The following is a 23,145-nucleotide window of genomic DNA, read 5'->3' as shown; positions in this document are numbered from 1 at the left end:
AGGGCCGCACTCCTGCCGATCGGGGTGCGGCCCTTTCCCGCCTGTCCCTGCCCTGCTCCGCAGGGGTCCGATTCCTCCCCGCCTGAAGGCGGGGGTTCCTGGGAGATTTCCGATGACCGCATTCTTGGACGAGGAGCTGCGCGAGCGGGCCGCACGGCTGACGGTGTCCTTCGACGGCGAGGCGTGGATCCTCGGTCGTGCCGAGTCGGGCGTCTTCGTCGCGGTGCCGGAACCGGGCGCGGTCTTCGTCACCACGCTCCAGGAGACCGGCTCGCTGGCCGAGGCCACCGCCCGGGCCGGCGAGATCGCGGGCGAACCGGTGGACGGCACCGACTTCATCGACGGCCTCACCGCCGCGGGGCTGCTCGACCCGCCGGCCGAGGTGACCGGCGGGCGCGGGCGGATCCGATGGATCGAAGGGGTCAGCCCGCGAACCGCCGCCCGGTTGTTCGGGCCCGCCGCCTGGTCGTGTTATGGGGCCGCCGCCGTGGTCGTGGTGGCTCTCATGCTGCTGCGCCCCGAACTGCGTCCCTCCTGGGACGACGCCTGGCTGCTGCCCAGCCCCGGCCTGTCCGCGTTCACCTGGCTGCTGTTCGGCATCGGGTTCGGTGCTCTGCACGAGTCGTGGCACTGGCTCGCCGGACGCGCGATCGGCGTGCCGGCGATCTTCCGGGTCAGCTATCGGGGCGTGTACGTCGTGTACGAGACGGACCTCACCCAGATCGTCACGGTGCCGCGCGATCGCCGCTACGGGGTCTACCTGGCGGGCATGGCCATCGACACCGTCGTCGTGGCCACGGCCCTGGGCCTGCGCCTGCTCGATCTCCCCGCCGCCGTCGACGACGTCCTGGCCGCCGTGGTGCTCTTCCAGCTCCTCGGCATCGTCTGGCAGTGGGCCGCGCTGCCGCTGCGCAGCGACTCGTACGCGCTGCTCGCGAACGCGCTGCGCTGCCACAACCTCTACCGGACGACCTGGCTGACCGCCAAGGCCAAGCTGTTCCGGCTCACCCCGGACGAGGCCACCGAGCTGTCCGAGATGAGCGCGCGTGATCTCCAGGTCGCCCGGTGGTTCGTGGTGCCGTACGTCGCCGGGATCGCCGCCATGGCCTGGATACTCGTCACGGGCGTGCTGCCGCTGGCCGTCTCGCTGGGAGGCTGGGCGCTGACCCAGTTCGGCGCCGGCCCGATCGGCTCGGCGGGCTTCTGGGAGGCGCTCGCCGTTGCCGTGTACATAGCCGTACAACTCGGCCTCCCCCCACTGCTCGCCCTCCGCGAGCGCCGCCTGCGCCGGGTCGGCGAACTCCTCTGAGGCCGCGCCCTCGGCCGCCGGCCTCCGAACTGGTCGAACGCCGACGCCGTAGTCAACCGCGGGCTCATGACGTTCGAGAGTCAGCGATCAAGGATTGCCGGTGCGCTTCACCCATAGCTGAGCAGGATTTTCCCCGCCGCAACTCCAGGAGGTCCACCACGCGCGCTGCTGTCCATGGCGACCGTAATTCTCGCAGTAATTCTTGGCATCCGCTGCGCTGGTTCCCAAGAAACTGCAGCAGTACGTATACGGGATGTCGGAGAGAGATCCCGTGCTGGAGGTCGTGACTGCTGAGCTCGGCGCAGAGAATGCACCGAGCGTCACCACCAGGGCGGCAATGCCTAATGCGGCGCTCTTGAGCTTCCGAGGCGGAAATACGGAGGCCAATGAAAACAACCCCTTCCGGCTTGATTCGATCCTTGCAATCGAGTATTCCTAGCATTTCAGGTGAATGGCAGTATGAGATCTGCCAGAATGCGCATTATCTCCGCCAAAGCTCTCAGGGCCGCGTGCCGCTCAGCGCACCGCCACCTGGGAAACGGCCGTCCCGGTGCCTGAGTCCCAGCCCGCGACCACCCTGGGGCCCTCGTCCAGCGCCCGGTTCACCGGTACGGTCACGGTCGTGGTGCCCTCGCGGGGCACAGTGACCACGCGGCTGCCCGCCGTACCCTGGTCGTCGCGTACGAACAGGTGCGCCCTGCCGGCGGCGCCCGCGCGCAGCGTCACCTTCACGGAGTCCTGACCGCGCGTCGCGGACACCACCCGGCCGCTGCGCGGCGCCGCCGCCGCGGGTCCGCCCGCGAGCGGGACGTGTACGCGGATCGCCTGTTCCAGAGACTGCGGGGAGTCCAGGCTGGACAGTGCCGTGTCCGGGATGACCGGGTCCGCCGGGGTGGTCGGCCGGTCCGGGGGAGGCCGGTAGCCGGGCAGGGTCGCGACGCCCCACCGGTACGGGTCTCCCTGCACGCCGCCCCACGTCGACCAGCCGATCCGAGTCTGGCCGGTTTTGTCCTGCGTGTCGGAGTCGTACACCAGGATGTCGAGCCCCAGGTGCGCGGGGTCGACGACCGAGGGCAGGAGCTCCATCGGGATGGCCATCTCCACGGCGTACCCGCCCGCGTGGACCTTCGAGGCCACCCGCATCCCCGGCGCGGTCTCCTCGCCCGGCCCCTGGCGGTTGTCGGCGTCGCGCAGGAAGCACGGCGGGCCCTCGGCCGTCACCGGCAGTACCGCCGCCTTGAACGTGGTGGAGGTGTTCTCGGAGGTGCCGCGCGGGTCGACGGTGACCTCCACCGCGTCGGTGCGCCAGTGCCGCTTGCAGTCGGCGGCGGGCAGGCGGGTGCCGAGCACCTCGTCCTTGACCTCGACCAGCAGGTACAGCGTGTCGTCGTGCCAGGTGACCTTGGCCGTGCCCGAGCAGTCGGCCGCCGACGAGCACGCGCTGCCCTCCCACAGCCGGGAGACGTCCAGGGCGGGGCCGGAGTGGTCCCCGTCCTGCCCGTCGACGGCAGGTGCGGAGGCGGCGCGCGGGACGGCGGTCGCCGGGACCAGCTCCAGCGCGGCCCTGCTCACGCTGGAGTCGTCCGTGGTGATGGTGTACGAGTAGTCGCCGCCCTCGTTCGAGGTCTTCAGCGAGGTGTCGGTGTTGGTGACGGTGAACGGCACCGTCGTCGACTCCCCGGCTGCGAGGTCGTTGTAGGGGGCTTCCGTGCGGTCGGCGGTGAAGCCTTCGGGCAGGTTCAGGCGTACGGTGCCGGAGCGGGCTGCGTCGCCGACGTTGCCGACCACGACGCCGACCTGCCGGGAGCCGCCGGACGGCAGGGTGAGGACCGGCGTGACCAGGCCGCGCAGCTGCGGCACGCCGACCTCGGCGGCCCACTTCTCGTACTGGGCGACCTGGGGGAGCGGCTGCTGCGCTCCGCGCACGGCCGGGCTGAGCTCGACCTGCCGGTCGGTGTAGCCGCGTCCGCGCTCGGTGATGAGCGTGGCCGCGACGCGGGCCCGGCCGCCGCCGTCTTCCGGTGGCGTCGCGGTGAACGGCGCCGTCACGGTGAACGGCGCCGTCACGGTGAACTTTGCCGAGCCGGTCCGCCCGGGCGCGAGCCGGCCCAGGTCCCCCGACCCGCTGACCCGCCAGCCTTCGGGTACGCGCAGCGCCACGGACGAGCGGCCCAACGGCTCGCGCGGCGGCGCGGTCACGGTGGCCTTGACGGTGAACGCCGTCCCCGGGCGGACGTCGAACGTGCTGGGGCGCAGGCCGAACAGGGTGCCGAGCGGCACCGTGCCGGCGGGCCGGGTCAGCGCGCCGTCGAGGACCGCCGTGGGCGCGGCCGCGGCCGGGGTGCCCGGCTGGGGGAACGGCACCCGCGCGTCCACCTGCGTGAAGAAGTCGCAGCCGAGCTGGGCCGGGTCGGTGGGCACGTCGGGGAAGCCGGCCCAGCCCTGGGAGGCGTACGTGCGCTGGGCGTCGCGCTCGACGGCGGCCCACGTCGCGCCCCGGGCGGAGGCGCGCCCGCTCCACACGCCGTACACGTTCTCGGCCGGGTTCGCGGGGCGGAACGTCGCGGCGCAGTCCTGGCCGGTCCGCGAGGCCCCGCGCGCGCCGCCGGTGAGCAGGCGGGCGGGCGCGAAGGGGCGCAGGCCCTCGCGGGTGATCTGCTCGGGGAACGCCTGGGGATCGGCCGCCGCGTAGAAGGCCTCGACGGCCAGCCGGGCGGCCTGCTGGTGGTTGCCGTGGTTGCCGGGCGTGGGGGCCGGGCCCATCGTCAGCAGCACCTCCGGCCGGGTCTGCCGGACGATCCGGACGACCTTCTCCAGGGTGTCGCCGCCCCAGACCTGGTCGGTCAGCGGCGCGCTCACCGTGTAGTAGAAGTCCACGTCGTCCAGGTTGAACACCTCGCGCACGCCCGCCTCGGCGACCGCCGCCCGCTCCTCGGCCTCGCGCAGCAGGCCCAGCGCGGGGCCCTCCTCGGGACCGACGGCGTTCCCGCCGCCCTCGCCCCTGGTCACGGTGACGACGCCGGTGCGGACGTCGTGGTCCTCGCGCCACTGGCCGAGCGTGGACAGACTGAACGCCTCGTCGTCGGGATGGGCGCCGACGAACAGCGCGTCGAGATCGACAGGCGCGCCACCAGGCCCGCCGGCCCGAGCCGGGGCGGCGGGAAGGACGGCGAGCGGGGCGGCGAGCAGGGCGGCGGTCACCACCGCCAGACTGGTGCGCATGGAACCTCCGGGAGGTCAGTCGCGGACCGCTCCCTGGAGCAGCCCGCGGACGAAATGGCGCTGGAGGAACAGGTAGAAGACCACCACCGGGGTGGCGACGATGACCGAGCCGGCCGCGAGCAGGGTGAAGCCGCCGGTGTGCTGGCCCTGGAAGAAGGCCAGCCCCAGCGGCGCGGTCCGCAGCGACTCGCTGGTCACCATGATCAGCGGGATGAGGAACTCGTTCCACGTCCACATGAACACCAGGAGCGTCAGCGTGACGACGGCGGGCCGGGCCGGCGGCAGCAGCACCTGCCACAGAACACGCCAGCTCGACGCCCCGTCGATGCGGGCCGCCTCGGCGATCGCCCGGTTGGACGCGCGGAAGTACGCCCGCATCCAGAAGGTGCCGAACGCCACCGACAGCGCCACCTGCGGCAGCGACACCGCCCAGAACGTGTCGATCAGGCCCAGCGAACGCAGGTCGAAGTACAGCGGCACCGCGATGGCCTCGCTCGGCATCATGATCCCGAGCATGAACAGATAGAACAGGACCGACTGCCCGCGAAAGCGCATGGTGCCGAACGCGTACCCGCTCATGACCGACAGCACGACGCTGACGACCACGACGAACACCGACACCATCAGGCTGCTGCGCAGATAGGTGCCGAACCGGCCGATCTCCCACGCCGCCGCGAGATTGCCCAGCCCGGACGTCGTCCCACTGTCGGAGGGGCCGAGCGCGGCCGCCAGGATCGTCACGATGGGCACGAGCGCGAACGCGGCGAACACCGACAGGATGACGTAGTTGGCCACCCGCTCGCCACGCGAGATCACGTCGTCCCCCTGTCTGCGAACCGGTTGACGCCGAACGAGATCGCGAAGATGACGACGGTGAGCGTGACGCCGATGGCCGCCGCCGAGCCGATCTGGCTCAGCCCGAACGCCCGGTGGTAGACCTCGTACGACGGCACCGAGGTCGAGGTGCCGGGACCGCCCCGCGTGGTGACGTACACCAGGTCGAACGTGCGCAGCGCGGCGATCACGGTCAGCGTCAGCGCGACCGCGATCTCGCCCCGCACCGACGGCAGCGTGACCGCGAAGAACTCCCGGACGGCCCCGGCCCCGTCGAGCCGTGCGGCCTCGTACAGCTCCATCGGGACACGGCTCATCCCGGCCAGCAGCAGCACCGTCACCAGCCCCGTCTCGAACCAGGTGCCGACCACTCCGACCGCGGGCAGCGCGAACGCGTGCTCGCCCAGCCAGCCGCGGGTCAGCGAGTCGAGGCCGAGCGCGCCGAGCAGCGCGTTGAGCGTCCCGTCGGGCGCGTAGACGCGCCGCCAGGCGATCGCCACCACGACCATGGCGATCACCTGGGGCAGGAACACCACGGTCCGGAAGAACCCGAGCCCGCGCACCTTGGCGTGGTTGAGGATCGCGGCCAGCACCAGCCCGATGACCAGCGGCGCGACCGCGTAGAAGACGATGAGGACCAGGGCGTGGCCGAACGCGTCCCGCAGCCCCTGGTCGGCGACGATCGCCACGTAGTTGTCCAGCCCCACCCACCGCCCGAGCGACAATCCGTCCCAGTCGTAGAGCGACAGCTGCACCGCCCGCCCGATCGGGTAGAGCAGGAACGCCGCGTAGACGGCGAACGCCGGCAGCAGGTAGAGGTAGGCGACGCGGCGCGGCTCCCCGGGCGGTCGCGACACCGTCATCCGTTGCTCTCGGCGAAGGTCTTGTAGTCCTTCTCCAACGTCGCCAGGAAGTCCTCCGGCGTGGTCTTCTTCGCCAGCAGGTCCTGCAGCGCCGCGCCCAGCGTGTCGGCGAACGTCGGGGTGGCGTAGTCCAGGTACGGCACCAGCCCGTTCCCGGCGGTCACCGTGCCGAACGCGGCGAAGACGTCGCGCTGCGGTCCCGCCGGCACGCTCTGCTTCGCCGTGTCGGCGACCGGCAGGTTGCCGGTGTCGGTGAGCACCTTCATCGCGTCCGCGCTCGTGATGAAGTCGATGTACGCCGCCGCGGCGTCGGGGTGGGGGCTCTTGGCGGTGATGGCGAACGGCAGGCCGGTGCCTCCGGTCGCGATCGGCGGAGCGCCGGCGGCGGCGCCGGGCGGCAGGATGAAGCCCAGGTCCTCGCCCAGCGTCTTGTGCAGGTCGGCGAGCAGCCAGGTGCCGGCGATCAGGTAGACGCCCTCGCCGTCGCGGAACGCCTGCCACGCCGGGTCGTACCCCTGGCCGTTGAAGCCCTTGTTGAAGTAGCCCTGGTCGGCCCAGTCGACGAGCCGCCTGGCCGCCTCGGTGTTCTCCGGGGTGTTCCAGGAGGCGCCCTTGCGGCCGAAGGCCAGCGTGCGGATCTGGTCGGCCGGGACCACCCGGCTCTGCACGGTGCCGAACACGTGCACGGCCGGCCACTTGTCCAGGTTGCCCAGCTGCATCGGCACCTCACCGGCCGCCTTGGCCTTGGCCAGCCCGGCCTGGAAGTCCGCCCAGGTCGCCGGTGGCCGCAGCCCGAGCTTGTTCAGCTTGGCGGCGTTGTAGAAGATGCCGACGACCTCGCCGACCTGCGGCAGGCCGTACAGGCCGCCCTCGCCGAAGATCTTGCCGTCGGCGCTGTAGCGGGAGTAGCGCAGCACCGACTCCGGGTAGCGGTCCTGCCAGCCGTACGCCCGCGCGTAGGCGTCCAGCGGGCGGAGCTGGCCGGCCTTGACGAACGCGCCCATCGCCGAGCGGCCGTTGTTGGCCTGGACCACGTCCGGCGGCTCGTTGCCGCTGAGCGCCAGGCGCAGGGTGGTGTTGAGGTCGTCGAAGGAGCGGGACACCCGGTTGAGCGTGATGTTGGGGTATTTCGCCTCGAACGCGGTGTTGAGCCGCTTCATCTGGGCGGCCTGCCCGCCGCGTACCTCCTGGTCCCACACCGTCAGGGTCACCTCGCCCAGGGCCGCGGCGTCGGTGCGCACGGCGCTCGGCTGCGCGGAGGGGGCCGCGGGCGGGGCGGAGGAGCCGGGCGCGCACGCGGCCGCGCCGAGAGTCAGGGTCGCGGCGGTCAGTACGGCGAGTGTCCGGGTCGAGGTGAGCATCGAGGTGAGCATCGAGGCGAGCATCGAGGCGAGCATGGTGCTACTCCTTCTGCGCAGGCACGCGAGGCGTGTTCGGGCCCCCGTTCTCGGGCTCATCGGGCTCATCAGGGGTCTCGGCCGCCTTCTGCGGCGTCCCCCCGACGTCGGCGTACCGGGCGATGGTGGCGACCGCGCGGCGTACGGCGCCCACCGGGACGGTGGGCACCAGCCGGTCGAGGAAGGCGTAACGGCGGGCCAGCGAGCTCCCGTAGGCGCCGCCGCGGTCGGCCGCGCTGCGTGCCTCGTGCCACCAGTCGGCGATGTCCCCCCAGCCGGGCGCGGCCAGCGAGCCGCCGAACTGCTGCACCGCCAGCGCGGCGCAGAGCCCGGCGAACGCCAGCCGGTCGGTCAGCGGCCAGCGGCACAGGGTGCCGAGCACGATGCCCGCGCCGAAGACGTCGCCCGCGCCGGTCGGGTCGAGCGCCGTCACCCGCGGCGCGGGGATGAACGCCTCCTCGCCGGTCGTGGAGTCGATGGCCATGGCGCCGTTCGCCCCGTCGGTCACCACGGCCAGCGGCACCCGGTCGGCGATCGCGTACAGCGCGTCGCGAGGGGTGTCGGTGCGGGTGTAGGCCATCGCCTCGCTCGCGTTGGGCAGGAACGCGTGGCAGACGGACAGCTGGTCGAGCAGGGAGCGCGGCCAGGCGCCCGACGGGTCCCAGCCGACGTCCGCGAAGATGAGCGCGCCGTCACGGTGCGCCGGCTCGGCCCAGTTGCACGGGGAGCCGGGCGAGCCGAGCGGCTCCTCGGGCGAGAGCGTCACGATCGCGGCCCTGGAGCGGGGCGGGGTGCCGATCATCTCGGCGGCCGGCAGCGGCGCGGGATGGCCGTGCGTCACCATGCTGCGGTCGCGGTCGACCGCCATGGACACCGTCACCGGCGAATGCCAGTGCTCGAAGCGCCGTGACCGCGACAGGTCGACCGCTTCCTGCTCCTCCAGGGTGCGCCAGCAGAAGTCGCCGTAGTCGTCGTCGCCGAACGCGGCGGCCAGCGACGTGCGCAGGCCCAGCCGGCTCGTCGCGATGGCCAGATTGGCGATGCCGCCAGGGCACGAGCCCATCCCGTCGGCCCAGATCTCCGTCCCGGCGGCGGGCATCGCGGGCAGACCGGTGAAGACGATGTCGAGGAAGACGGTGCCCGCCAGGAACACGTCGAACTGCGGCCCCTCTGGGGTCCGCTCGTGGGCGAGAGGGTCGTACGCCTGGGCAGCCACGGGATTGGATCCTCCTCGACACAGCGAGATGTGCGCAATCTTGCACGTTTACTCGCACAGTTCAAGTCTCCCGTGAGAGTTTGTGAAGCAAGATGCTCGCATGTGCGCGAATTTGCCTGATACACTCGCGCCGTGCTTCAGCGCCTCAGGCATGCCGAGATCATGCGCCGGGTGCGCCTGTCCGGCGCCACCAGCGTTCGAGATCTCGCCAGCCAGCTCGGCGTGAGCCCGTCGACCATCCGCAGGGACCTTGAGGTGCTCGACCGCGACGGCACCCTGCGGCGCGTCCGTGGCGGCGCCCTGGCCGACGCCGACACCGACACCGACCGGCCCTTCGCCGAGGTGGCGGCGGTCGACGAGCAGGACAAGGAGGCGGTGGCCGCCCGCGCCGCGCGGCTGGTCGGCGACGGAGACGTGGTCCTGCTCGACATCGGGACGACGACGATGCGGCTGGCCCGCCGGCTCCGCGGCCGCCGCGTCACGGTCGTCACCTCCAGCCTCGCCGTCCTCGACGCGCTCCGCGCCGACCCGGTGGTCGAGCTGCTGCTGCTCGGCGGCATGGTCCGCAGGCCCTACCACTCGCTGGTCGGCGTGCTGACCGAGGCCGCGCTGAGCCAGGTGGTCGCCGATCGGGTGTTCCTGGGAGCGAGCGGCGTGCGGCCCGACGGGCAGCTCGTCGACACCACGCTCGCCGAGGTGCCGCTGAAACGCGCCATGATCGCGGCGGCCGGGCAGGTCGTGCTGCTCGTGGACCGGCACAAGTTCCCCGGCACCGGGGCCCTGCGCGTGTGCGGGCCCGAGGACATCGACGTGATCGTCACCAACGAGGGCGCCGACGAGACCACCCTGCGCAGCTGCGCCGCCGCGGGCGCCGAAGTGCTTCTCACGTGAAGGGGGCCGGATGAGACTGGCCGTCCTCGGCGGCGGGGGCTTCCGGGTCCCGCTCGTCTACGGTGCGCTCCTGCGCGACACGGGCAAGCCGCGGGTGGAGGAGGTGATCCTCCACGACGTGTCCATCGACCGGCTGGAGGCCATCCGGCACGTCCTGCGCCGCCTCGCCGCAGGGCATGACGACCCGCCCCGGGTCTCGATCACCACCGACCTCGACACCGCGCTGCGCGACGCCGCCTTCGTCTTCTCCGCCATCCGTGTCGGCGGCCTGGCGGGCCGCACCGCCGACGAGCGGGTCGCGCTGGAGCTCGGCCTGCTCGGCCAGGAGACGACCGGCCCCGGCGGCATCGCCTACGGCCTGCGCACCGTCCCGGTCGCGACGCACGTGGCCGAGCGGGTGGCCGCCGTCGCCCCGCAGGCCTGGGTCATCAACTTCACCAACCCGGCCGGCATGATCACCGAGGCGATGCGGCGGGTGCTCGGCGACCGCGTGATCGGCATCTGCGACTCGCCGGTCGGCCTGATCCGGCGGGCCGCCACCGCGCTCGGCCTCGACCCGGGCCGCGTGTCGCCCGACTACGTGGGGCTCAACCACCTGGGCTGGCTGCGCGGCCTCACCCACCAGGGCCACGACGTGCTCCCCGGCCTGCTCGCCGACGACGTGGCGCTCCGCGAGGTCGAGGAGGCCCGCGTCTTCGGCGCCGACTGGGTGCGCACGCTGGGCGCGATCCCCAACGAATACCTGTACTACTACTACTTCACCCGGGAGTCGATCGCCGCGATCTCCGGCCGGACCCGCGGCGAGTCCCTGCTGGGGCAGCAGGAGCGGTTCTACGAGGCCGTACGGGCCCGCCCGGACGACGCCCTCGCCTCGTGGCGGGCGGCACGCGAAGAGCGCGACGCGACGTACATGGCGGAGACCCGCGACGTCGCCGACGCCGGTGAGCGCGACGCCGCGGACCTGGCGGCGGGCGGCTACGAAGGCATCGCGCTCGCCCTGATGGCCGCCATCGCCCGCGGCGGGTCCACCACCATGATCCTCAACGTGCGCAACGGCACCGCGGTGGCCGGGCTGCCGGCGGAGGCCGTGGTGGAGATCCCGTGCGCGGTCGACGGCGCCGGCGCCCGGCCGCTGGCCACCCGCCCGCTCCCCGGCCGCTTCCTGGGCCTGATGCAGCAGGTGAAGGCCGTGGAACAGACGGCCATCGAGGCCGCCCTCTCGGGCTCGTCCCGGCTGGCCGTCGAGGCGTTCGCGCTGCACCCGCTGGTCGACTCGGTCACCACGGCGCGCAGGCTGCTGGACGGCTACCGGGCCCGCCTCCCGGACCTCGCCGCCGTCCTGCCCGGCTCCGCCTGACGAGATCCGAACGCATCCGTCCGCTCGGCAGGCCTGCCGGAGTATCGTCCGGTTGAGACGCGCGCCACCCAGATATTTCCGGAGGTCGGGTTGGTCCAGGAGGAGATCCGCCGGCGTAACGTCGGCGCGCTGCTCCGGCACGTACATCTGGGCGGTTCGGTGTCCCGCACGGAGCTGGCCGAGCGGATGAAGCTGAACCGCAGCACCATCCTGGCCCTGACCGCGGAGCTCACCGCGGCGGGGCTGGTCCGCGAGGAGCTGCCCGCGGACACCGGCCGGGCGGGACGGCCGTCGCTGGTGGTCCGGCCCGAGCCCGGCCGGGTGTACGTGCTGGCCTTCGACGTCGCGGTGGACCGGTTGGTCGCCGCCCGGGTCACGTTGGGCGGGACCATGCTGGACCGCAGGGAAGCGGTCCGCCTGCGCGCCGGGGCCGACCTCGACCGCGTGGTGGAGGTGCTCGCCCGGTTCGGCCGCCAGTTACATGAGTCGGCGCCGCCCGATTCCGTGTGCGTCGGCGTCGGCGCGTCCTACTGCGGCATGATCCGGCCCGGCGACGGCCTGGTGCGGTTCGGGCCCGACATGGGCTGGGTGGACCAGGCGTTCGGCGCCGAGCTCGACCGCCGGCTGGGGCTCGGCCTGCCGGTGTCGGTGGGCAACGAGGCCCACCTGGGCGCCCTGGCCGAGCAGCAGCGTGGCGCGGGCGCGGGTTTCCAGAACCTGATCTACCTGCACGGCGACGTCGGGGTGGGCGGCGGCATCATCGTCGGCGGCGACCTGCTCGACGGTGAGAGCGGCTACGGCTGCGAGCTCGGGCACATGGTGGTGAACCCGTACGACGGACGCCCCTGCGGCTGCGGCTCGCATGGCTGCCTGGAGGCGGAGGCCGGCGAGCGGGCCCTGCTCGACGCCGCCGGCCGGCCCGCCGACCTGTTCGGCCGCGACGCCGTGCGGGCCGTGGTGGACGACGCCGACCGCGGCGATCCCGCCGCCCAGGAGGCGCTGCGCCGCATCGGCGACTGGCTCGGCATCGGAGTGGCGAACCTGTGCAACCTGTTCAACCCCGGCATGGTGATCTTCGGTGGCATGCTGCGGGACATGTACCCGGGCGCGGCGGCCCAGGTGCGCGCCCGGATAGCCGCCAACGTGCTGCCCGTCGCCCGTGAGCGGGTCCGGCTGCGCACCTCGGCGCTGGGCGACGACGCCACCCTGGTCGGCGCCGCCGAGCTGGGCTTCGCCGAGCTGCTGGCCGACCCGCTGGGCGTACTCACCCGTACGGGGGCGTAGGGCTCGCGTGCGGCGACCGGTCCAAGACGATGGAGGCATGGTGAGGCGGAAGAGTCCGTGGGCGTGGATCCTGCCGGTGGCCGGCGGGTTGGTGGCAGGCGCCCTGGGGGTGACCTTCATCGTGCTGGATCTGGAGGAGGCCGACCAGCTGGCAAGCGTGGTCGGCGTGTTCGTCGCCCTGGCCGGGTTGGGTGTGTCCGTTCACGGAGTGATGCCGGCTCGACGCGGCGAAACGCGGAACCGGCCCTCTCCTCCGGCGTCGGCCGGCGACGACCTCGCCACGAGCGGAGACCGATCGGCCGCACCACCGCAGGCCGGTGAGGCAGGCGGGCAGGCCGCGATCGGGCGGACGGGTGACACGCACAACACGATAAGCGGCGGCACCTTCCACGCGCCCGTGACGATGGGCCGGGACTTCACCGGGCCCGCCGCGCCCGCTGACGGTCGGGACGGCGCGGAGTAGCCCGATGAGTGAGCGCGCGGACGGCGATGAGACCGGTGGCGACGCCACCCGCAACGAGATTCACGACGGGACGTTCTACGGGCCGGTGACCTTGGCGCGCGACGTCACCATGCGGATGAGCGGCCCGGCTCCGCAGGCTCTGGCGGGCCTGCCGGCCGCGCCGGCGGGCTTCGTCGGCCGCACCGACACCCTTCGCGAGGTGCTGGCCTTTCTGGATCCCCAGGGGCCGGGCGAGCCGGGGGTGCTGGTGTCGGCGGTGGCGGGAATGGCGGGGGTGGGCAAGACCGCGCTGGCGCTGGTGGCCGCCCATCAAGCGGTGGAGCGGGGCTGGTTCGGGGGTGGGGTGTTCTTCCTCGACCTGCGCGGCTACACCCCCGATCCGGCCGAACGGGTCTCGGCCGCCGCCGCGGCGGGCCAGTTGCTGCGCGCCATGGGCATCCGCGACCACGACCTCCCGCCCACCGGCCCGGAGCGGCTGGCCCTGTACCAGTCGGTGCTGGCCGACCGGGCCCGGCGGAAGTCGCCGGTGCTGGTGGTGGCCGACAACGCCGCCGTCAGCGGCCAGATCGAGCCACTGCTGCCGGCCCAGCCGTGCCACCGGCTGCTGGTCACCTCCCGGCATTCCCTGACCCTGCCCGCCCACCTGATCGACCTGGCCGTCCTGCCCGAAGCGGAAGCCCTCGACCTGCTGCGCGCCGCTCTGTGCGTAGGAGGGCACGACCAGCGTCTCGAAGCCGAATCGGAACACCTGGCGGAGATCGCCGGGCTCTGCGGCCGGCTGCCCCTCGCCCTGCGGATCACCGCCGCTCTGCTCCGCACCGAACCAGGCCGCCCGCTGGCCGACATGGCGGCCGAGCTCGGCGACGCCCGCCGGCTGGACGCCCTCGACAGCGATGACCTGGATCAGCACGGCCGGCGCATCGCCGTGCGTGCCACGTTCGACCTGTCCTACCAGCACCTTCTGGACAGCCGGCCGGACCAGGCCCGGCTGTTCCGGCTGCTGCCGCTCAACCCCGGCCCTGACATCTCCCTCGAGGCCGCCGCCGCTCTCGCCGGCACACCCGAACGCGTGGTGCGCAAGCAGCTGGCCGCGCTGGTCCGGGCCCACCTGCTCAGCACGCCGACATACGCCCGGTGGAGCATGCACGACCTCATCCGTCTGTATGCCGGCGAACTCGGCCACGCCCAAGCCACCGCGAACGATCGCGACAGGGCGCTGGAGCGGCTGCTGAGCCATTACCTCTCCGTTGCCCGCGCCGCCCGCGCCCACCTCATCGCCCTGCCCCGTCATCCCGTCCCCGGCCGCTTCACCGGGCGGGACGCCGCCATGGCCTGGCTGGACGTCGAACGCGCCAACCTGGTCGCCGCCGTCACCTTCGCCGCGGGGGCGGCCGACCGCCACGAGTCCGCCATCGAGCTGGCGTTCTGCCTCAACGAGCATCTGGAATGGCGCCGTGCCCTCAACGATCGCCTGACCGTCAACACCGCCTCCGTCACGGCCAGCATCCGGCTGGGCGACAGGCGCCGTGAAGGCGGATCGCTGAACAACCTCGGCAACTCCCTGTATGAGATGCGCCGCTTCGACGAGGCCGTCACGGTCCATCAGTCCGCCATCACCATCTTCCGGGAGCTCGGCGACCGTCGTGGCGTCGGGACGGCCTCGGCCAATCTCGGCAACGCCCTGCACCAGGTGGGCCGCTTCGACGAGGCCATCACCGCCCACCGGACCGCGGCCGCCATCTTCCGGGAAGTCGGCGACCTTTACACCCTGGGCCTGGTCACGGGAAACCTCGGCACCGCCCTGCAAGAGGTGCGCCGCTTCGACGAGGCCGTCACGGTCCATCAGTCCGCCGTCGCCATCTTCCGGGAGCTCGGCGACCGTCGTGGCGTCGGCACCGCCTTGGACAATCTCGGCAACGCCCTGCACCAGGTGGGCCGCTTCGACGAGGCCATCACCGCCCACCGGACCGCGGTCGCCATCTTCCGGGAAGTCGGCGACCGCCGCGGCGAAGGCATGGCGCTGAACAACCTCGGCACGGTTCTGCGCGAGCTGGACCGCTGCGACGAAGCCCTCGCCGCTCACCGGCAGGATCTGCTCATCTGCCGCGAGATCGGCGATCGCCACGGCGAAGCCCAGACACTGAGCAACCTCGGCAGTGTCCTGCGCCAGATGCGGCGCTTCGCGGAGGCCTTCAACGCCTTGCGAGACTCCGTCGCCATCTTCCACGAGCTCGGCGACCGCCGCCGCGAGGCCGCGGGGCTGATCAACCTTGGCGACGCCCTGAAGGAGGCGGGTCGCTCGGACGAAGCCGCCGCTGTATACGAGAAGGCCGAAGAGGTCCTGGCCGCCATGACGGCCCACGGGAGCCGCGAGCCACCGCCGGCAGCCGGTCCAAGGGAGGCAACCCCCAGCTGAGAGAGCGGGTCAAGGGCGACTGCGAGGGGCTCCGCGCGTCCGTACGGCTCCGTACAGGCGTGCCGTCACCACCGCCGTGCCCGCGATCGCGGCGGTCACCAGCCACAGCATGAACGTCGGATAGAGGTAGACCACCTGAATCCACATGATGTCGCCGCCCCGGGCGAGCACCCGGAAGATCGGGGCGATGGACGCGCACAGCGCGAGCGGCGTCAGGTAGGGCAGGAGCCGCCACCGCTGCAGGCCCGTACGACGGATGGCCCACCGCCGGGAGCGGGCCACGCCGCGCACGGCCAGGCCGGCGGTCACCAGGGTGAGCAGGACGAACAGGAGGTCGGTGGCGAGGTAGTGCGGCGCGGAGGGGATCTCCGGGGTGCCGCCCTCGATCATGGTGACGATGCCGTCCATGAGAGCCTCGGCGTCGGCGAAGGCCATGCCGGTGTTGGCCATGACGGCGACGCCGTACCCGGAGCCCGGCATCAGCAGCTGGCCGGCCGTGGAGGTGAACAGGTCGCCGCCGTGCTCGATGACGGGGGTGCCGCGTTCGGTCTCGCCGACGAACCAGCCGAGGGCGTAGGTCCCGCTCTGTTCGGAGGGGGTGCGCATCTCCTTGACGCCGGCGGGGGAGAGGATGCCCTCGTTCTGCGCGATCAGCCACCTGGCCATGTCGCCGGCGCTGCTGAGGACCCCGCCGGAGCCGTTGCCGAACCCGGCCGGCTCCGGCAGGGCGATCGCCTGGCCGAGGACGTACAGGTGGCCTCGGGCTGCGGCGGGCAGGTCGCGGTCGGTGTCGATGGTGCTGCTGTGCCGCATGCCGAGCGGCGTGAACACGTGCGCGCGCAGGTAGGCCGCGAACGGCTCGCCGCTCACCACCTCGACCAGCCGGGCGGCGACCTGGTAGTTGGTGTTGTGGTAGCTGAAGGCGGTCCCCGGTTCCGTGGCCAGTCGTGCCCCCTTGAGCCGTGCCACGGCGCCTTCGAGCGTGTCGGGCTGGGGCAGGCTCTTCTCGTGGAAGGTCGAGTCGGCCATGCCGGACGTCTGGTGGAGCAGCTGCCGTACGGTGATCCGGGCGGCCCGGGGATCGGCCATGGCGAACTCCGGCAGATACGCACGCACCGGCCTGTCGAGCTCGACGTCACCCCGCTCGACCAGCTGCATGACGGCCAGTGAGGTGAACGACTTGCTGACCGACGCCACGGCCATGGGCGTGTCCGCCGTCACCGGTTCGCCGGACGAGGTCTCGCCGTACCCCGCGACGTGGACGACCCGGGTCCCCTTGGTGATCGCGAGTGCGACGCCGGGCAGTCCGGTCGCCTCCCGGTAGCTCTCGACGAAGGCGTCCACCGACGCGGGGGTGATGGCGGGTGCGGGCGCGGGGACGGGGAGGAGGGCCAGGAAGATCCCGGCGAGGGTGGTTCTGAGCACCAGCCGACGCTAGTGACGACCCGCCTCCCGGCACCATTGCGGCGCTCCTCCGCGTTCTTTACGGGAAACCCCCACCGGAGGCGTCGGAGACCGCGCTCTTCTCGGACTCCCAGCGCAGCAGGTCTCCCGGCTGGCAGTCGAGCACCTCGCAGAGCGCCTCCAGCGTCGTGAAGCGCACGGCCTTGGCGCGGCCGTTCTTGAGCACCGCCAGGTTGGCGGGCGTGATCCCGACGCGCTCCGCGAGCTCGCCCACCGACATCTTCCGCTTGGCCAGCATCACGTCGATGTCCACGGCGATCGGCATCAGATCACCTCTTCGAGCTCGGCCTGCAGCTGCGCCGCCTCAACGTCGCGCGCGACGGCCTGTGCGAGCAGCATCCGCAGCACCAGCACGACGAGCGCGACTCCCATGATCGCCAGGGAGGCCCCGCAGATCAGCAGCACGATGCCCGGCGCGACGGCCTCGCCCGGCGCCAGGACGACCGCGAGCGCGAACATCAGGACGGCGGCCGCCACGACCGCGCCGATCACGATGTGCACGTACCTGAAGGCGGCGTGGGAGAACACGGTGCCGCGCCGCACCATCGTCACCAGCCGCCACACGCAGACCAGGACGACCTGGACCGTCACGATGCCCAGCAGCGTGATCGTCAGGAACGGGACGCGCAGGTGCGCGACCTCGGGGCCGAGCTCCTCCAGATCCTTCGCCAGCAGCGGCACCATCACCGCCTGCACGAACACCGACCCGGCGCCCAACGCCGCGAGCACGGCGCGCAGCGCGAGCACTGTCAGCTTTCCCATCGACTCTCCTCCGATCGATCAACGATGGAAATATATCGATATTCGATAGCCTTGGCAAGGAGGCGTCCGCCGTCGCCGGGCCGGGCTCGGCGACGTTCCCGGACTCATCGTCACCCTGTGTGGTCGATGCACTACATTGTTGCTCCGAAAGTCAGCCGATCTGCGAGGAGACCGTTCCCGTGCCGGAGAGCGACGACAAGGGGCCGGGCAAGCTCGCCAAGGTCCTGCTGTGGCTGGGCGCGCTGCTCACCGCGGTCGTCACCGCCTGGCTGACCGACGCGTTCAGCCTTCTCGTCCGGCCGGCCGACCTGATCGGCGCGGGACAGCCGCCGATCCTGGCCACGGTGCTCAACGGCACCGGCGGCGAACAGGACCTGGCCGTGACCGCCCTGCCCACCGCGCCCCGTGACCGCGCGGCCTTCCTGGGCGGCCGCTTCGGCGACCGGGCGTTCGGCGACGTGGTGGCGCGGCTGGGCGGCGCCCGGGTGGGCCGGACCAAGGTGCGCGTGATCTTCGAGTCCCGGCGCGACCTCGTCCGCGTCACCGATGTCCGGGTGAAGGAGGTGGCCCCGGAGCAGCCGGTCGTCACCGGCGCCTTCGTCGAACACCCCCGTCAGGGCGGGACGGACAACCCGCAGCTCACCGTCAGCCTCGACTCCCCGGACGCGTTCTTCGCCCGCGTCGGCGAGCCCGGCCGCCCCTTCTTCGGCCCGCACAGCCTGCCCCTGAAGCGGGGAGAGCAGACCGAGCTCAGCCTCCAGATCGAGGCGCGCAAGCACAGCCACACCTTCCTGCTGGAGGTCGAATACGTGGAAGCCGGGAGCGGGCAACGGCGGACCTTCACCGTCGAAGACCCCGACGGACGGCCGTTCCGGGTCACCGGCGCCCCGGCGGCCTACACCGGCTACGGAACGATCTACCGCAACACCGGCGCCGGTCTGCGGGCCGTCACCGGGCGGGCCGCCTGCGAGCTCTTCCGGCCGGAGCGGGCATGCGTCTCCGCGCGCTGATCGCCGGCCTGCTCGCCGCCCTGTGCGTGCTCGCCGGCGCCGCCGGGAGCGGGGTCGCCCCGCAGGCACGCCCCGCGTTCACCGTCGCCTGGAGCGCCGAGCTGGGCGACCTCGGCAGCGACGGCGCCCACCTCAGCGTGCCCGTGGCCACGATCGGCGGCCGGTCCCTGCTGGCGCTGCCGTCGGTGCGAGCCTCCGCCATCCAGCTCCATGACGCGGCGACAGGCGCGGTCGTCCGCGCCTTCCCGTTCGCCCGGCCGTGGGAACATACGGGTTTCGTCGGTGAGCTGCTCGCCGTGCGCACCCGCGAGGGCCTCAGGGAGCGGATCACCGTTCACGATCCCGTCACCGGCCGGACGACGTGGTCGCGGCTGCTCCCGTACGCGGACGCGGCGACCCGCTCCTACTTGAGCAGATCGGTCATCACCCCCACCGGCATCGCGTGGGCGGCGAACGACGGCCTGCACGGGCTCGACCCCGCGTCGGGCCGGGACGCCTGGACGGTGCCGTGGCCGGGCGGGTGCCGCGACCGCCAGCTGTTCGCATCCGAGCTCGCGGTCATCGCCGCGCATTGCGCGGACGGGACGCTGACCTTGCACGGCGTCGACATGCGCGCCGGGCGTCTCATCTGGACGCATCGGGTCCGAGGCTCTCGCGAGAACCTCGCGGACGCGAAGATCTCCACCACCCGCCTGATCGTCGCCAGGGAGCCGGGGAACGTCACCGTTCTGGACGCGTACGGCCGCCGGGTCGCCCGGTCGCGGATCACGTACCCGGACGTCACGTCGCCGACCGCGGTCGGCGACGCCGGCCTTACCCTGCTGATCCGCAGCGTGGGCGGCGTCCGGGAGATGACCGCGACGCGCCCCCGTGACGGGCGGGTGATCTGGCACGCCTCTCTCCGGCCGCGGACCACGCCGGGCACCCCCGAGGGATACGCGGGCGACGCCGACACCCTGACGGCCGGCCACACCATGGGCTCCATGGCCACCGAGCTCGCACCCCTCATGATGGAGGTCATCTCGCTGCGGGACGGCACGCGCGACGTGCTGCCCCTGCCCGTGGGCGGGCGTGCGGGCATGGTCGTCGCGGGCACGTCACGCGACGTGCTGGTGTACGAGAGGCACCCCGGCGGCGACCGGGTGACGGCCTACACCTTCCACGACGGACCGGGCGCGTCCTCGCCGCTGGCCGTGCCACCGGACCGCTGGCCCGACGCGTGCGCGCTGCTCGACACCGCCGCGCTGCCGGGATACGTGCCGGTCCCGGCCACCGTGGAGCATCTGCGGGTGCGCTGGCCGAAGCCGAACGTGTGCGAGTTCGTACCGTCCGACGACGCGGGGGCGCTGGTGCGGGTGGCGGTCACCTGGGTCGCCGCGACGGACGCGGACGCCGCGCGACTCGCCCGCACGACCCTCGCCGCGGACGCGGGCGCCCTGCGGCTCGGGGAGGGGGCGTACCTGAGATCCGACGTGGGCAACGACGATCGGCGTACGTTCGCGTGGGTCACCGGCGGGCGGGTGCTGGCCGAGGTCCAGGCCACCGGGGACTCGGCGCTGACCCGTCGCGCCGCCCTCGCGGTGGCCGCCCGTCTGCGCGGCCCCTGACCCTGCGTGAAGCCGGTGCTCAGGCGCCTATCCTTGGGTCCCATGAGTGACGTACTGAAGGGGCGAGGTTGCGCATGGGAGTTCGAGGACGGGGGGCTGCGCATCACGCCTGAGCCGGGTAAGGCGTCGAAATTGAGCATGGAGCTCGGTGAGCGGTTCGTGCCGTACGACGCGCTGGCCGATGTCGTGCTCGCGCCGGATGCGCGCGGCAGGGTGGTGCTGCGGGTGGTTCCCCGGCAGGGAGCCGATCCGGTCACGTCCGCGGCGGCGGGGCAGCTCCAGGACTCGCTCGATCCGTACCGGCTGGTGCTGCCCGCCGCCAAGGAGACGCTGGCCGACCACTACGCCGAGAAGATGCGGGCGGCCCTCTCCGAGCGCGGCCCGGCCGAGCGGTTCCTGATCGCAGGCCCTTCGGTGCCGCGCGCTTTCAAGGCATGGGACGGCGAGGCCGCCTTCGACGGGCAGGCCGTCACGTTCACCTGGTTCCTGTCCGGAGCTTCCCCGGCCAAGTACACGGCAGGTGACCGGCGCTATCCCGTTACGGAGATCGAGGACGTCGAGTGGCACGCGCTGGAGGACGCCAGCGGGTCGTTGCGGCTGCACATCCGTGGCCACCAGGCCCCTTCCGACCCCAACAAGGATCCCGCCTCGGTGGTGTTCGGCATCGGCCATGGAGCCACCCATCACTCTCTGCCCTTCGCCGCCGCCGTGCTGGCCGCGGTACAAGCTACTTCTGCTCCTTGAGCCGATCGGACCGAGGGCTGCGCATTCCATGGGCCGGTGCTCGTAGGCCTTGCTGGAAAGCGTTGCGATAAGCGCTCGGGGAGACGCCATGGTGTTTCGTGAACTGAGCCCGCAGGACATTGCTGGAATGAAAGCCGACCCGTGCCGTGATGGCCTGAATTGACAAGTCGGTCGTTTCCAGCAGCTCTCTCGCGCGGTCGAGTCGCTGGGCGGCCAGCCAGGCGTAGGGGGTCGTGCCGGTGGCGGCCCGGAACCGGCGGGCGAAGGTGCGGGAGCTCATCAAAGCCTGTCTGGCCAGGTCGTTGACGGTCATGGGCTGGTGCAGGCGAGTGCGGGCCCAGGCGAGCAGGTCGGCCAGGCGGTCGGCCTCGTCGCCGGTGCCGGTCAGGGCGGCGTCCGAGGGGCTGGGCAGATACTGGGGGTGCCCGCTCCCGTGCCGAGGCGCGACCATCCCCTCCCTGGCCACCGCGTTGGAGACGGCCGGGCCGTGTTCGCGGCGCAACAGATGGAGGCACATGTCGATGCCCGCGGCTCCACCGGCGCCGGTGATCACCTGGCCTTCGTCGACGTACAGGACGTCAGGCTCCACGGTGATGGCCGGATGGCGTCGTACCAGCTGGGCGGCGAGGTACCAGTTGGTGGTGGCGCGGCGGCCGTCGAGCAGGCCGGTTCCGGCCAGCAGGAACGAGCCGGTGCAGTAAGCCGCGATGACGGCCCCTCTGCGGTGGGCATCGACGATCGCCTCTTCGACCGGGACGGGCAGGGTGAGCGGCCCGTCCTCGGCGGGCAGCACGATGATCAGGTCGGCGTTCGCCATCGCCTCCGGCCCATGCTCGACCTGCAGGCACAGGCCGAGGTCGGTGCGCAGGGTGCCCACGCGGTCGGCGCAGATGGCAAGGTCGAACCGGGGCAGACCCATGCCGCTTCGATCGGCGAAAATGTTGCTGACCGCGCTCAGACCGAACGAACTGACCCCCGGCGAGGCGTACGCGAGCACCCTCCGGAAAGGCGTCCGCGCTTTTCCGGTGAACCGTGCGGGCGGCCCTTCATCGTTCCACTGCCGTAAGCCGGCTCTTCTCGCAGGGGATCGCCATTGCACTTCTTGCAGGTCGCTCATGGTGTCCTCCAGAAGGCGAATGCCGGGCTCGGCTCACGCGTGGGCTCACTACGATCAATGCGCTCACTTTGGCAGGAAGAAATGGCGCGCCGCGAGGCTTGTAAGTCATGGCTTAACGGTGCCGGTCGGCGGCATGCCGCCGGGCGCGTGGGGGAGCGGATGCACAGAATTCACTTCACGACCGCCGACTTGGCACGGGTGCGGGTGGCGTCGACGCTGGGGCCCATGGGCGAGGCCCTGTTCAGCCTGACCACGTTACGCGGGCGGAGAGAGGAGACGCTGTTCGGCGCGTGGCGGCGACGGGTGCGCGGGGCTCTGGACGCGCGGTTCGCGGTCCTGGCCGCCATCGCGCCCGCGCGACCGCCGAGGTTCGACATGGCCATCCTCGCCGCGCCGGGCCGCGACCTGGCCGAGAGCGCCGAGGCCTTCCTGTCCAGCCCCCGGCCCGCCGTCCAGGCGGAGCTGGACCACTACGCCGGCCATCATGCTCGCGTGCCGGCCGCGCTGGCCGGGCTCGTCGACAGCCTCGCCGTCCGGCGGGAGCTGCTGGCCACGGTGGAGGCGTACCATCACGCCGCCGTCGGCCCGCATTGGACAGGCATTCGCGCCCATCTTGACGCCGAACGCGCCCGGAGCGGCACGATCCTGCTCGACCAGGGCGTCGACGGTCTGCTGTCCAGCCTGCACCCGAGCATCCGGTGGACGTCGCCGACCCTCCACGTCCGCTGCAGCGACCACCTCGACGCCGACCTCTTCCTCGACGGGCAGGGGCTCCTGCTGGTGCCGTCGTTCTTCGTACGAACTCCCACCGTCATGTACGACGCGACCGATCCCGCCGACTGCATGCTGCTCTACCCGGTCACGGTCGGCCTCGACCATGCCACGGGCATATGGGCGGGTGGCGCATCGAAGGGAGCGCTGGCCAACCTCCTCGGGCGCACCCGCGCATCGGTGCTCACCGCCATCGCCGACGGCGTGGTCACCACCGGCGCCCTGGCCCGCCGCCTGGACGTCTCCTCGGCGGCGGTCAGCCAGCACACGGCCGTGCTCCGCGAAGCGGGGCTGATCACGACGCGCAGGCATCACAGCAGCGTCCTGCACAACCCCACACAGGTCGGCCTGACCCTCCTCGACCGGCGCGACACGCCGTGAGCGGGTCGAAGGACCAGCTGATGTGCGTACGATCGGC

General features: G+C 72.3%; 19 protein-coding genes. 10 read left to right on the top strand and 9 right to left on the bottom strand.

The features are described from left to right. The first annotated feature begins 112 nt into the window (after positions 1–112). On the top strand, positions 113–1,309 hold the full coding sequence (locus ACIBQX_RS03255) for a hypothetical protein (protein ID WP_397000060.1): 1,197 nt from the start codon (positions 113–115) through the stop codon (positions 1,307–1,309). 516 nt (positions 1,310–1,825) lie between these two features. Here the strand turns inward: ACIBQX_RS03255 and ACIBQX_RS03250 are convergent. The 5 genes from ACIBQX_RS03250 to ACIBQX_RS03230 are packed head-to-tail and all read right to left on the bottom strand — an operon-like array spanning position 1,826 to position 8,841. Then, on the bottom strand, positions 1,826–4,531 hold the full coding sequence (locus ACIBQX_RS03250) for a sugar-binding protein (protein ID WP_397000058.1): 2,706 nt from the start codon (positions 4,529–4,531) through the stop codon (positions 1,826–1,828). A gap of 15 nt (positions 4,532–4,546) precedes the next feature. Beyond that, complete coding sequence (locus tag ACIBQX_RS03245; RefSeq protein ID WP_397000056.1) at positions 4,547–5,347, bottom strand: carbohydrate ABC transporter permease; 801 nt, start codon at positions 5,345–5,347, stop codon at positions 4,547–4,549. Then, the gene (locus ACIBQX_RS03240) at positions 5,344–6,228 is read right to left on the bottom strand and encodes a carbohydrate ABC transporter permease (RefSeq protein WP_397000054.1); all 885 of its coding nucleotides are present in this window, start codon (positions 6,226–6,228) and stop codon (positions 5,344–5,346) included. The genes ACIBQX_RS03245 and ACIBQX_RS03240 overlap by 4 nt, the downstream gene beginning before the upstream one ends. Further along, positions 6,225–7,625 carry an extracellular solute-binding protein gene (locus ACIBQX_RS03235; protein WP_397000052.1) on the bottom strand — a complete coding sequence of 467 codons (1,401 nt, stop codon included), beginning with the start codon at positions 7,623–7,625 and terminating at the stop codon, positions 6,225–6,227. The genes ACIBQX_RS03240 and ACIBQX_RS03235 overlap by 4 nt, the downstream gene beginning before the upstream one ends. A gap of 4 nt (positions 7,626–7,629) precedes the next feature. Next, the gene (locus ACIBQX_RS03230) at positions 7,630–8,841 is read right to left on the bottom strand and encodes a PfkB family carbohydrate kinase (RefSeq protein ID WP_397000050.1); all 1,212 of its coding nucleotides are present in this window, start codon (positions 8,839–8,841) and stop codon (positions 7,630–7,632) included. A 132-nt stretch (positions 8,842–8,973) separates the two neighbouring features. Between ACIBQX_RS03230 and ACIBQX_RS03225 the strand changes: the two genes are divergently transcribed. The 5 genes from ACIBQX_RS03225 to ACIBQX_RS03205 all read left to right on the top strand — a co-directional run bounded on the left by ACIBQX_RS03225 (position 8,974) and on the right by ACIBQX_RS03205 (position 15,252). After that, a complete protein-coding gene (locus tag ACIBQX_RS03225) occupies positions 8,974–9,732 on the top strand; it encodes a DeoR/GlpR family DNA-binding transcription regulator (protein ID WP_397000048.1) in 759 nt (252 codons plus the stop codon). Between the two features lie 10 nt (positions 9,733–9,742). Further along, the gene (locus ACIBQX_RS03220; RefSeq protein ID WP_397000046.1) at positions 9,743–11,089 is read left to right on the top strand and encodes a 6-phospho-beta-glucosidase; all 1,347 of its coding nucleotides are present in this window, start codon (positions 9,743–9,745) and stop codon (positions 11,087–11,089) included. Between the two features lie 90 nt (positions 11,090–11,179). After that, positions 11,180–12,373: an ROK family protein gene (locus ACIBQX_RS03215; RefSeq protein WP_397000044.1), complete on the top strand. Its 1,194-nt coding sequence runs from the start codon at positions 11,180–11,182 to the stop codon at positions 12,371–12,373. A gap of 37 nt (positions 12,374–12,410) precedes the next feature. Then, a complete protein-coding gene (locus tag ACIBQX_RS03210; protein WP_397000042.1) occupies positions 12,411–12,836 on the top strand; it encodes a hypothetical protein in 426 nt (141 codons plus the stop codon). Between the two features lie 4 nt (positions 12,837–12,840). Continuing rightward, positions 12,841–15,252, top strand: a complete 2,412-nt coding sequence (locus ACIBQX_RS03205; RefSeq protein WP_397000041.1) for a tetratricopeptide repeat protein — start codon at positions 12,841–12,843, stop codon at positions 15,250–15,252. A gap of 9 nt (positions 15,253–15,261) precedes the next feature. Here the strand turns inward: ACIBQX_RS03205 and ACIBQX_RS03200 are convergent, their stop codons facing one another. The 3 genes from ACIBQX_RS03200 to ACIBQX_RS03190 are packed head-to-tail and all read right to left on the bottom strand — an operon-like array spanning position 15,262 to position 17,478. Then, the gene (locus ACIBQX_RS03200; protein ID WP_397000039.1) at positions 15,262–16,677 is read right to left on the bottom strand and encodes a serine hydrolase domain-containing protein; all 1,416 of its coding nucleotides are present in this window, start codon (positions 16,675–16,677) and stop codon (positions 15,262–15,264) included. Between the two features lie 58 nt (positions 16,678–16,735). Further along, a complete protein-coding gene (locus ACIBQX_RS03195) occupies positions 16,736–16,981 on the bottom strand; it encodes a helix-turn-helix domain-containing protein (protein WP_397000037.1) in 246 nt (81 codons plus the stop codon). Continuing rightward, positions 16,981–17,478 (bottom strand): DUF2975 domain-containing protein, encoded by a 498-nt coding sequence (locus ACIBQX_RS03190; RefSeq protein ID WP_397000035.1) that lies wholly within the window; start codon positions 17,476–17,478, stop codon positions 16,981–16,983. The genes ACIBQX_RS03195 and ACIBQX_RS03190 overlap by 1 nt, the downstream gene beginning before the upstream one ends. Positions 17,479–17,657: 179 nt before the next feature. On the opposite strand from ACIBQX_RS03190, the gene ACIBQX_RS03185 reads away from it, so the two are divergent. From ACIBQX_RS03185 to ACIBQX_RS03175, 3 genes are read left to right on the top strand one after another with little or no spacing between them, the layout of a single operon-like run. Beyond that, positions 17,658–18,488: a hypothetical protein gene (locus tag ACIBQX_RS03185; protein ID WP_397000033.1), complete on the top strand. Its 831-nt coding sequence runs from the start codon at positions 17,658–17,660 to the stop codon at positions 18,486–18,488. Further along, complete coding sequence (locus ACIBQX_RS03180) at positions 18,470–20,095, top strand: PQQ-binding-like beta-propeller repeat protein (RefSeq protein WP_397000031.1); 1,626 nt, start codon at positions 18,470–18,472, stop codon at positions 20,093–20,095. The genes ACIBQX_RS03185 and ACIBQX_RS03180 overlap by 19 nt, the downstream gene beginning before the upstream one ends. Before the next feature lie 42 nt (positions 20,096–20,137). Beyond that, positions 20,138–20,839, top strand: coding sequence for a DUF4429 domain-containing protein (locus ACIBQX_RS03175; protein WP_397000029.1), 702 nt, complete (start codon positions 20,138–20,140; stop codon positions 20,837–20,839). Here the strand turns inward: ACIBQX_RS03175 and ACIBQX_RS03170 are convergent. Continuing rightward, entirely contained in the window at positions 20,823–21,758 is a 936-nt protein-coding gene (locus ACIBQX_RS03170) for a GlxA family transcriptional regulator (RefSeq protein WP_397000027.1), read from the bottom strand. The genes ACIBQX_RS03175 and ACIBQX_RS03170 overlap by 17 nt on opposite strands. 357 nt (positions 21,759–22,115) lie before the next feature. On the opposite strand from ACIBQX_RS03170, the gene ACIBQX_RS03165 reads away from it, so the two are divergent. Next, positions 22,116–23,108 carry an ArsR/SmtB family transcription factor gene (locus ACIBQX_RS03165; RefSeq protein ID WP_397000025.1) on the top strand — a complete coding sequence of 331 codons (993 nt, stop codon included), beginning with the start codon at positions 22,116–22,118 and terminating at the stop codon, positions 23,106–23,108. The last annotated feature ends 37 nt before the right edge of the window (positions 23,109–23,145 follow it).

The organism is Nonomuraea sp. NPDC049714, assembly GCF_044465295.1.
Lineage (GTDB): Bacteria > Actinomycetota > Actinomycetes > Streptosporangiales > Streptosporangiaceae > Nonomuraea.
The sequence above is the reverse complement of the archived record's forward strand: the minus strand, read 5'-3'. Positions and strand labels throughout refer to the sequence as shown.

Excerpts from the sequence above, each read along its gene's own strand:
- ACIBQX_RS03255 (WP_397000060.1), top strand. The coding sequence starts at position 113 with ATGACCGCATTCTTGGACGAGGAGCTGCGCGAGCGGGCCGCACGGCTG.
- ACIBQX_RS03250 (WP_397000058.1), bottom strand. The coding sequence starts at position 4,531 with ATGCGCACCAGTCTGGCGGTGGTGACCGCCGCCCTGCTCGCCGCCCCG.
- ACIBQX_RS03240 (WP_397000054.1), bottom strand. The coding sequence starts at position 6,228 with ATGACGGTGTCGCGACCGCCCGGGGAGCCGCGCCGCGTCGCCTACCTC.
- ACIBQX_RS03235 (WP_397000052.1), bottom strand. The coding sequence starts at position 7,625 with ATGCTCGCCTCGATGCTCGCCTCGATGCTCACCTCGATGCTCACCTCG.
- ACIBQX_RS03220 (WP_397000046.1), top strand. The coding sequence starts at position 9,743 with ATGAGACTGGCCGTCCTCGGCGGCGGGGGCTTCCGGGTCCCGCTCGTC.
- ACIBQX_RS03210 (WP_397000042.1), top strand. The coding sequence starts at position 12,411 with ATGGTGAGGCGGAAGAGTCCGTGGGCGTGGATCCTGCCGGTGGCCGGC.
- ACIBQX_RS03205 (WP_397000041.1), top strand. The coding sequence starts at position 12,841 with ATGAGTGAGCGCGCGGACGGCGATGAGACCGGTGGCGACGCCACCCGC.
- ACIBQX_RS03195 (WP_397000037.1), bottom strand. The coding sequence starts at position 16,981 with ATGCCGATCGCCGTGGACATCGACGTGATGCTGGCCAAGCGGAAGATG.
- ACIBQX_RS03190 (WP_397000035.1), bottom strand. The coding sequence starts at position 17,478 with ATGGGAAAGCTGACAGTGCTCGCGCTGCGCGCCGTGCTCGCGGCGTTG.
- ACIBQX_RS03180 (WP_397000031.1), top strand. The coding sequence starts at position 18,470 with ATGCGTCTCCGCGCGCTGATCGCCGGCCTGCTCGCCGCCCTGTGCGTG.
- ACIBQX_RS03175 (WP_397000029.1), top strand. The coding sequence starts at position 20,138 with ATGAGTGACGTACTGAAGGGGCGAGGTTGCGCATGGGAGTTCGAGGAC.
- ACIBQX_RS03170 (WP_397000027.1), bottom strand. The coding sequence starts at position 21,758 with ATGGGTCTGCCCCGGTTCGACCTTGCCATCTGCGCCGACCGCGTGGGC.
- ACIBQX_RS03165 (WP_397000025.1), top strand. The coding sequence starts at position 22,116 with ATGCACAGAATTCACTTCACGACCGCCGACTTGGCACGGGTGCGGGTG.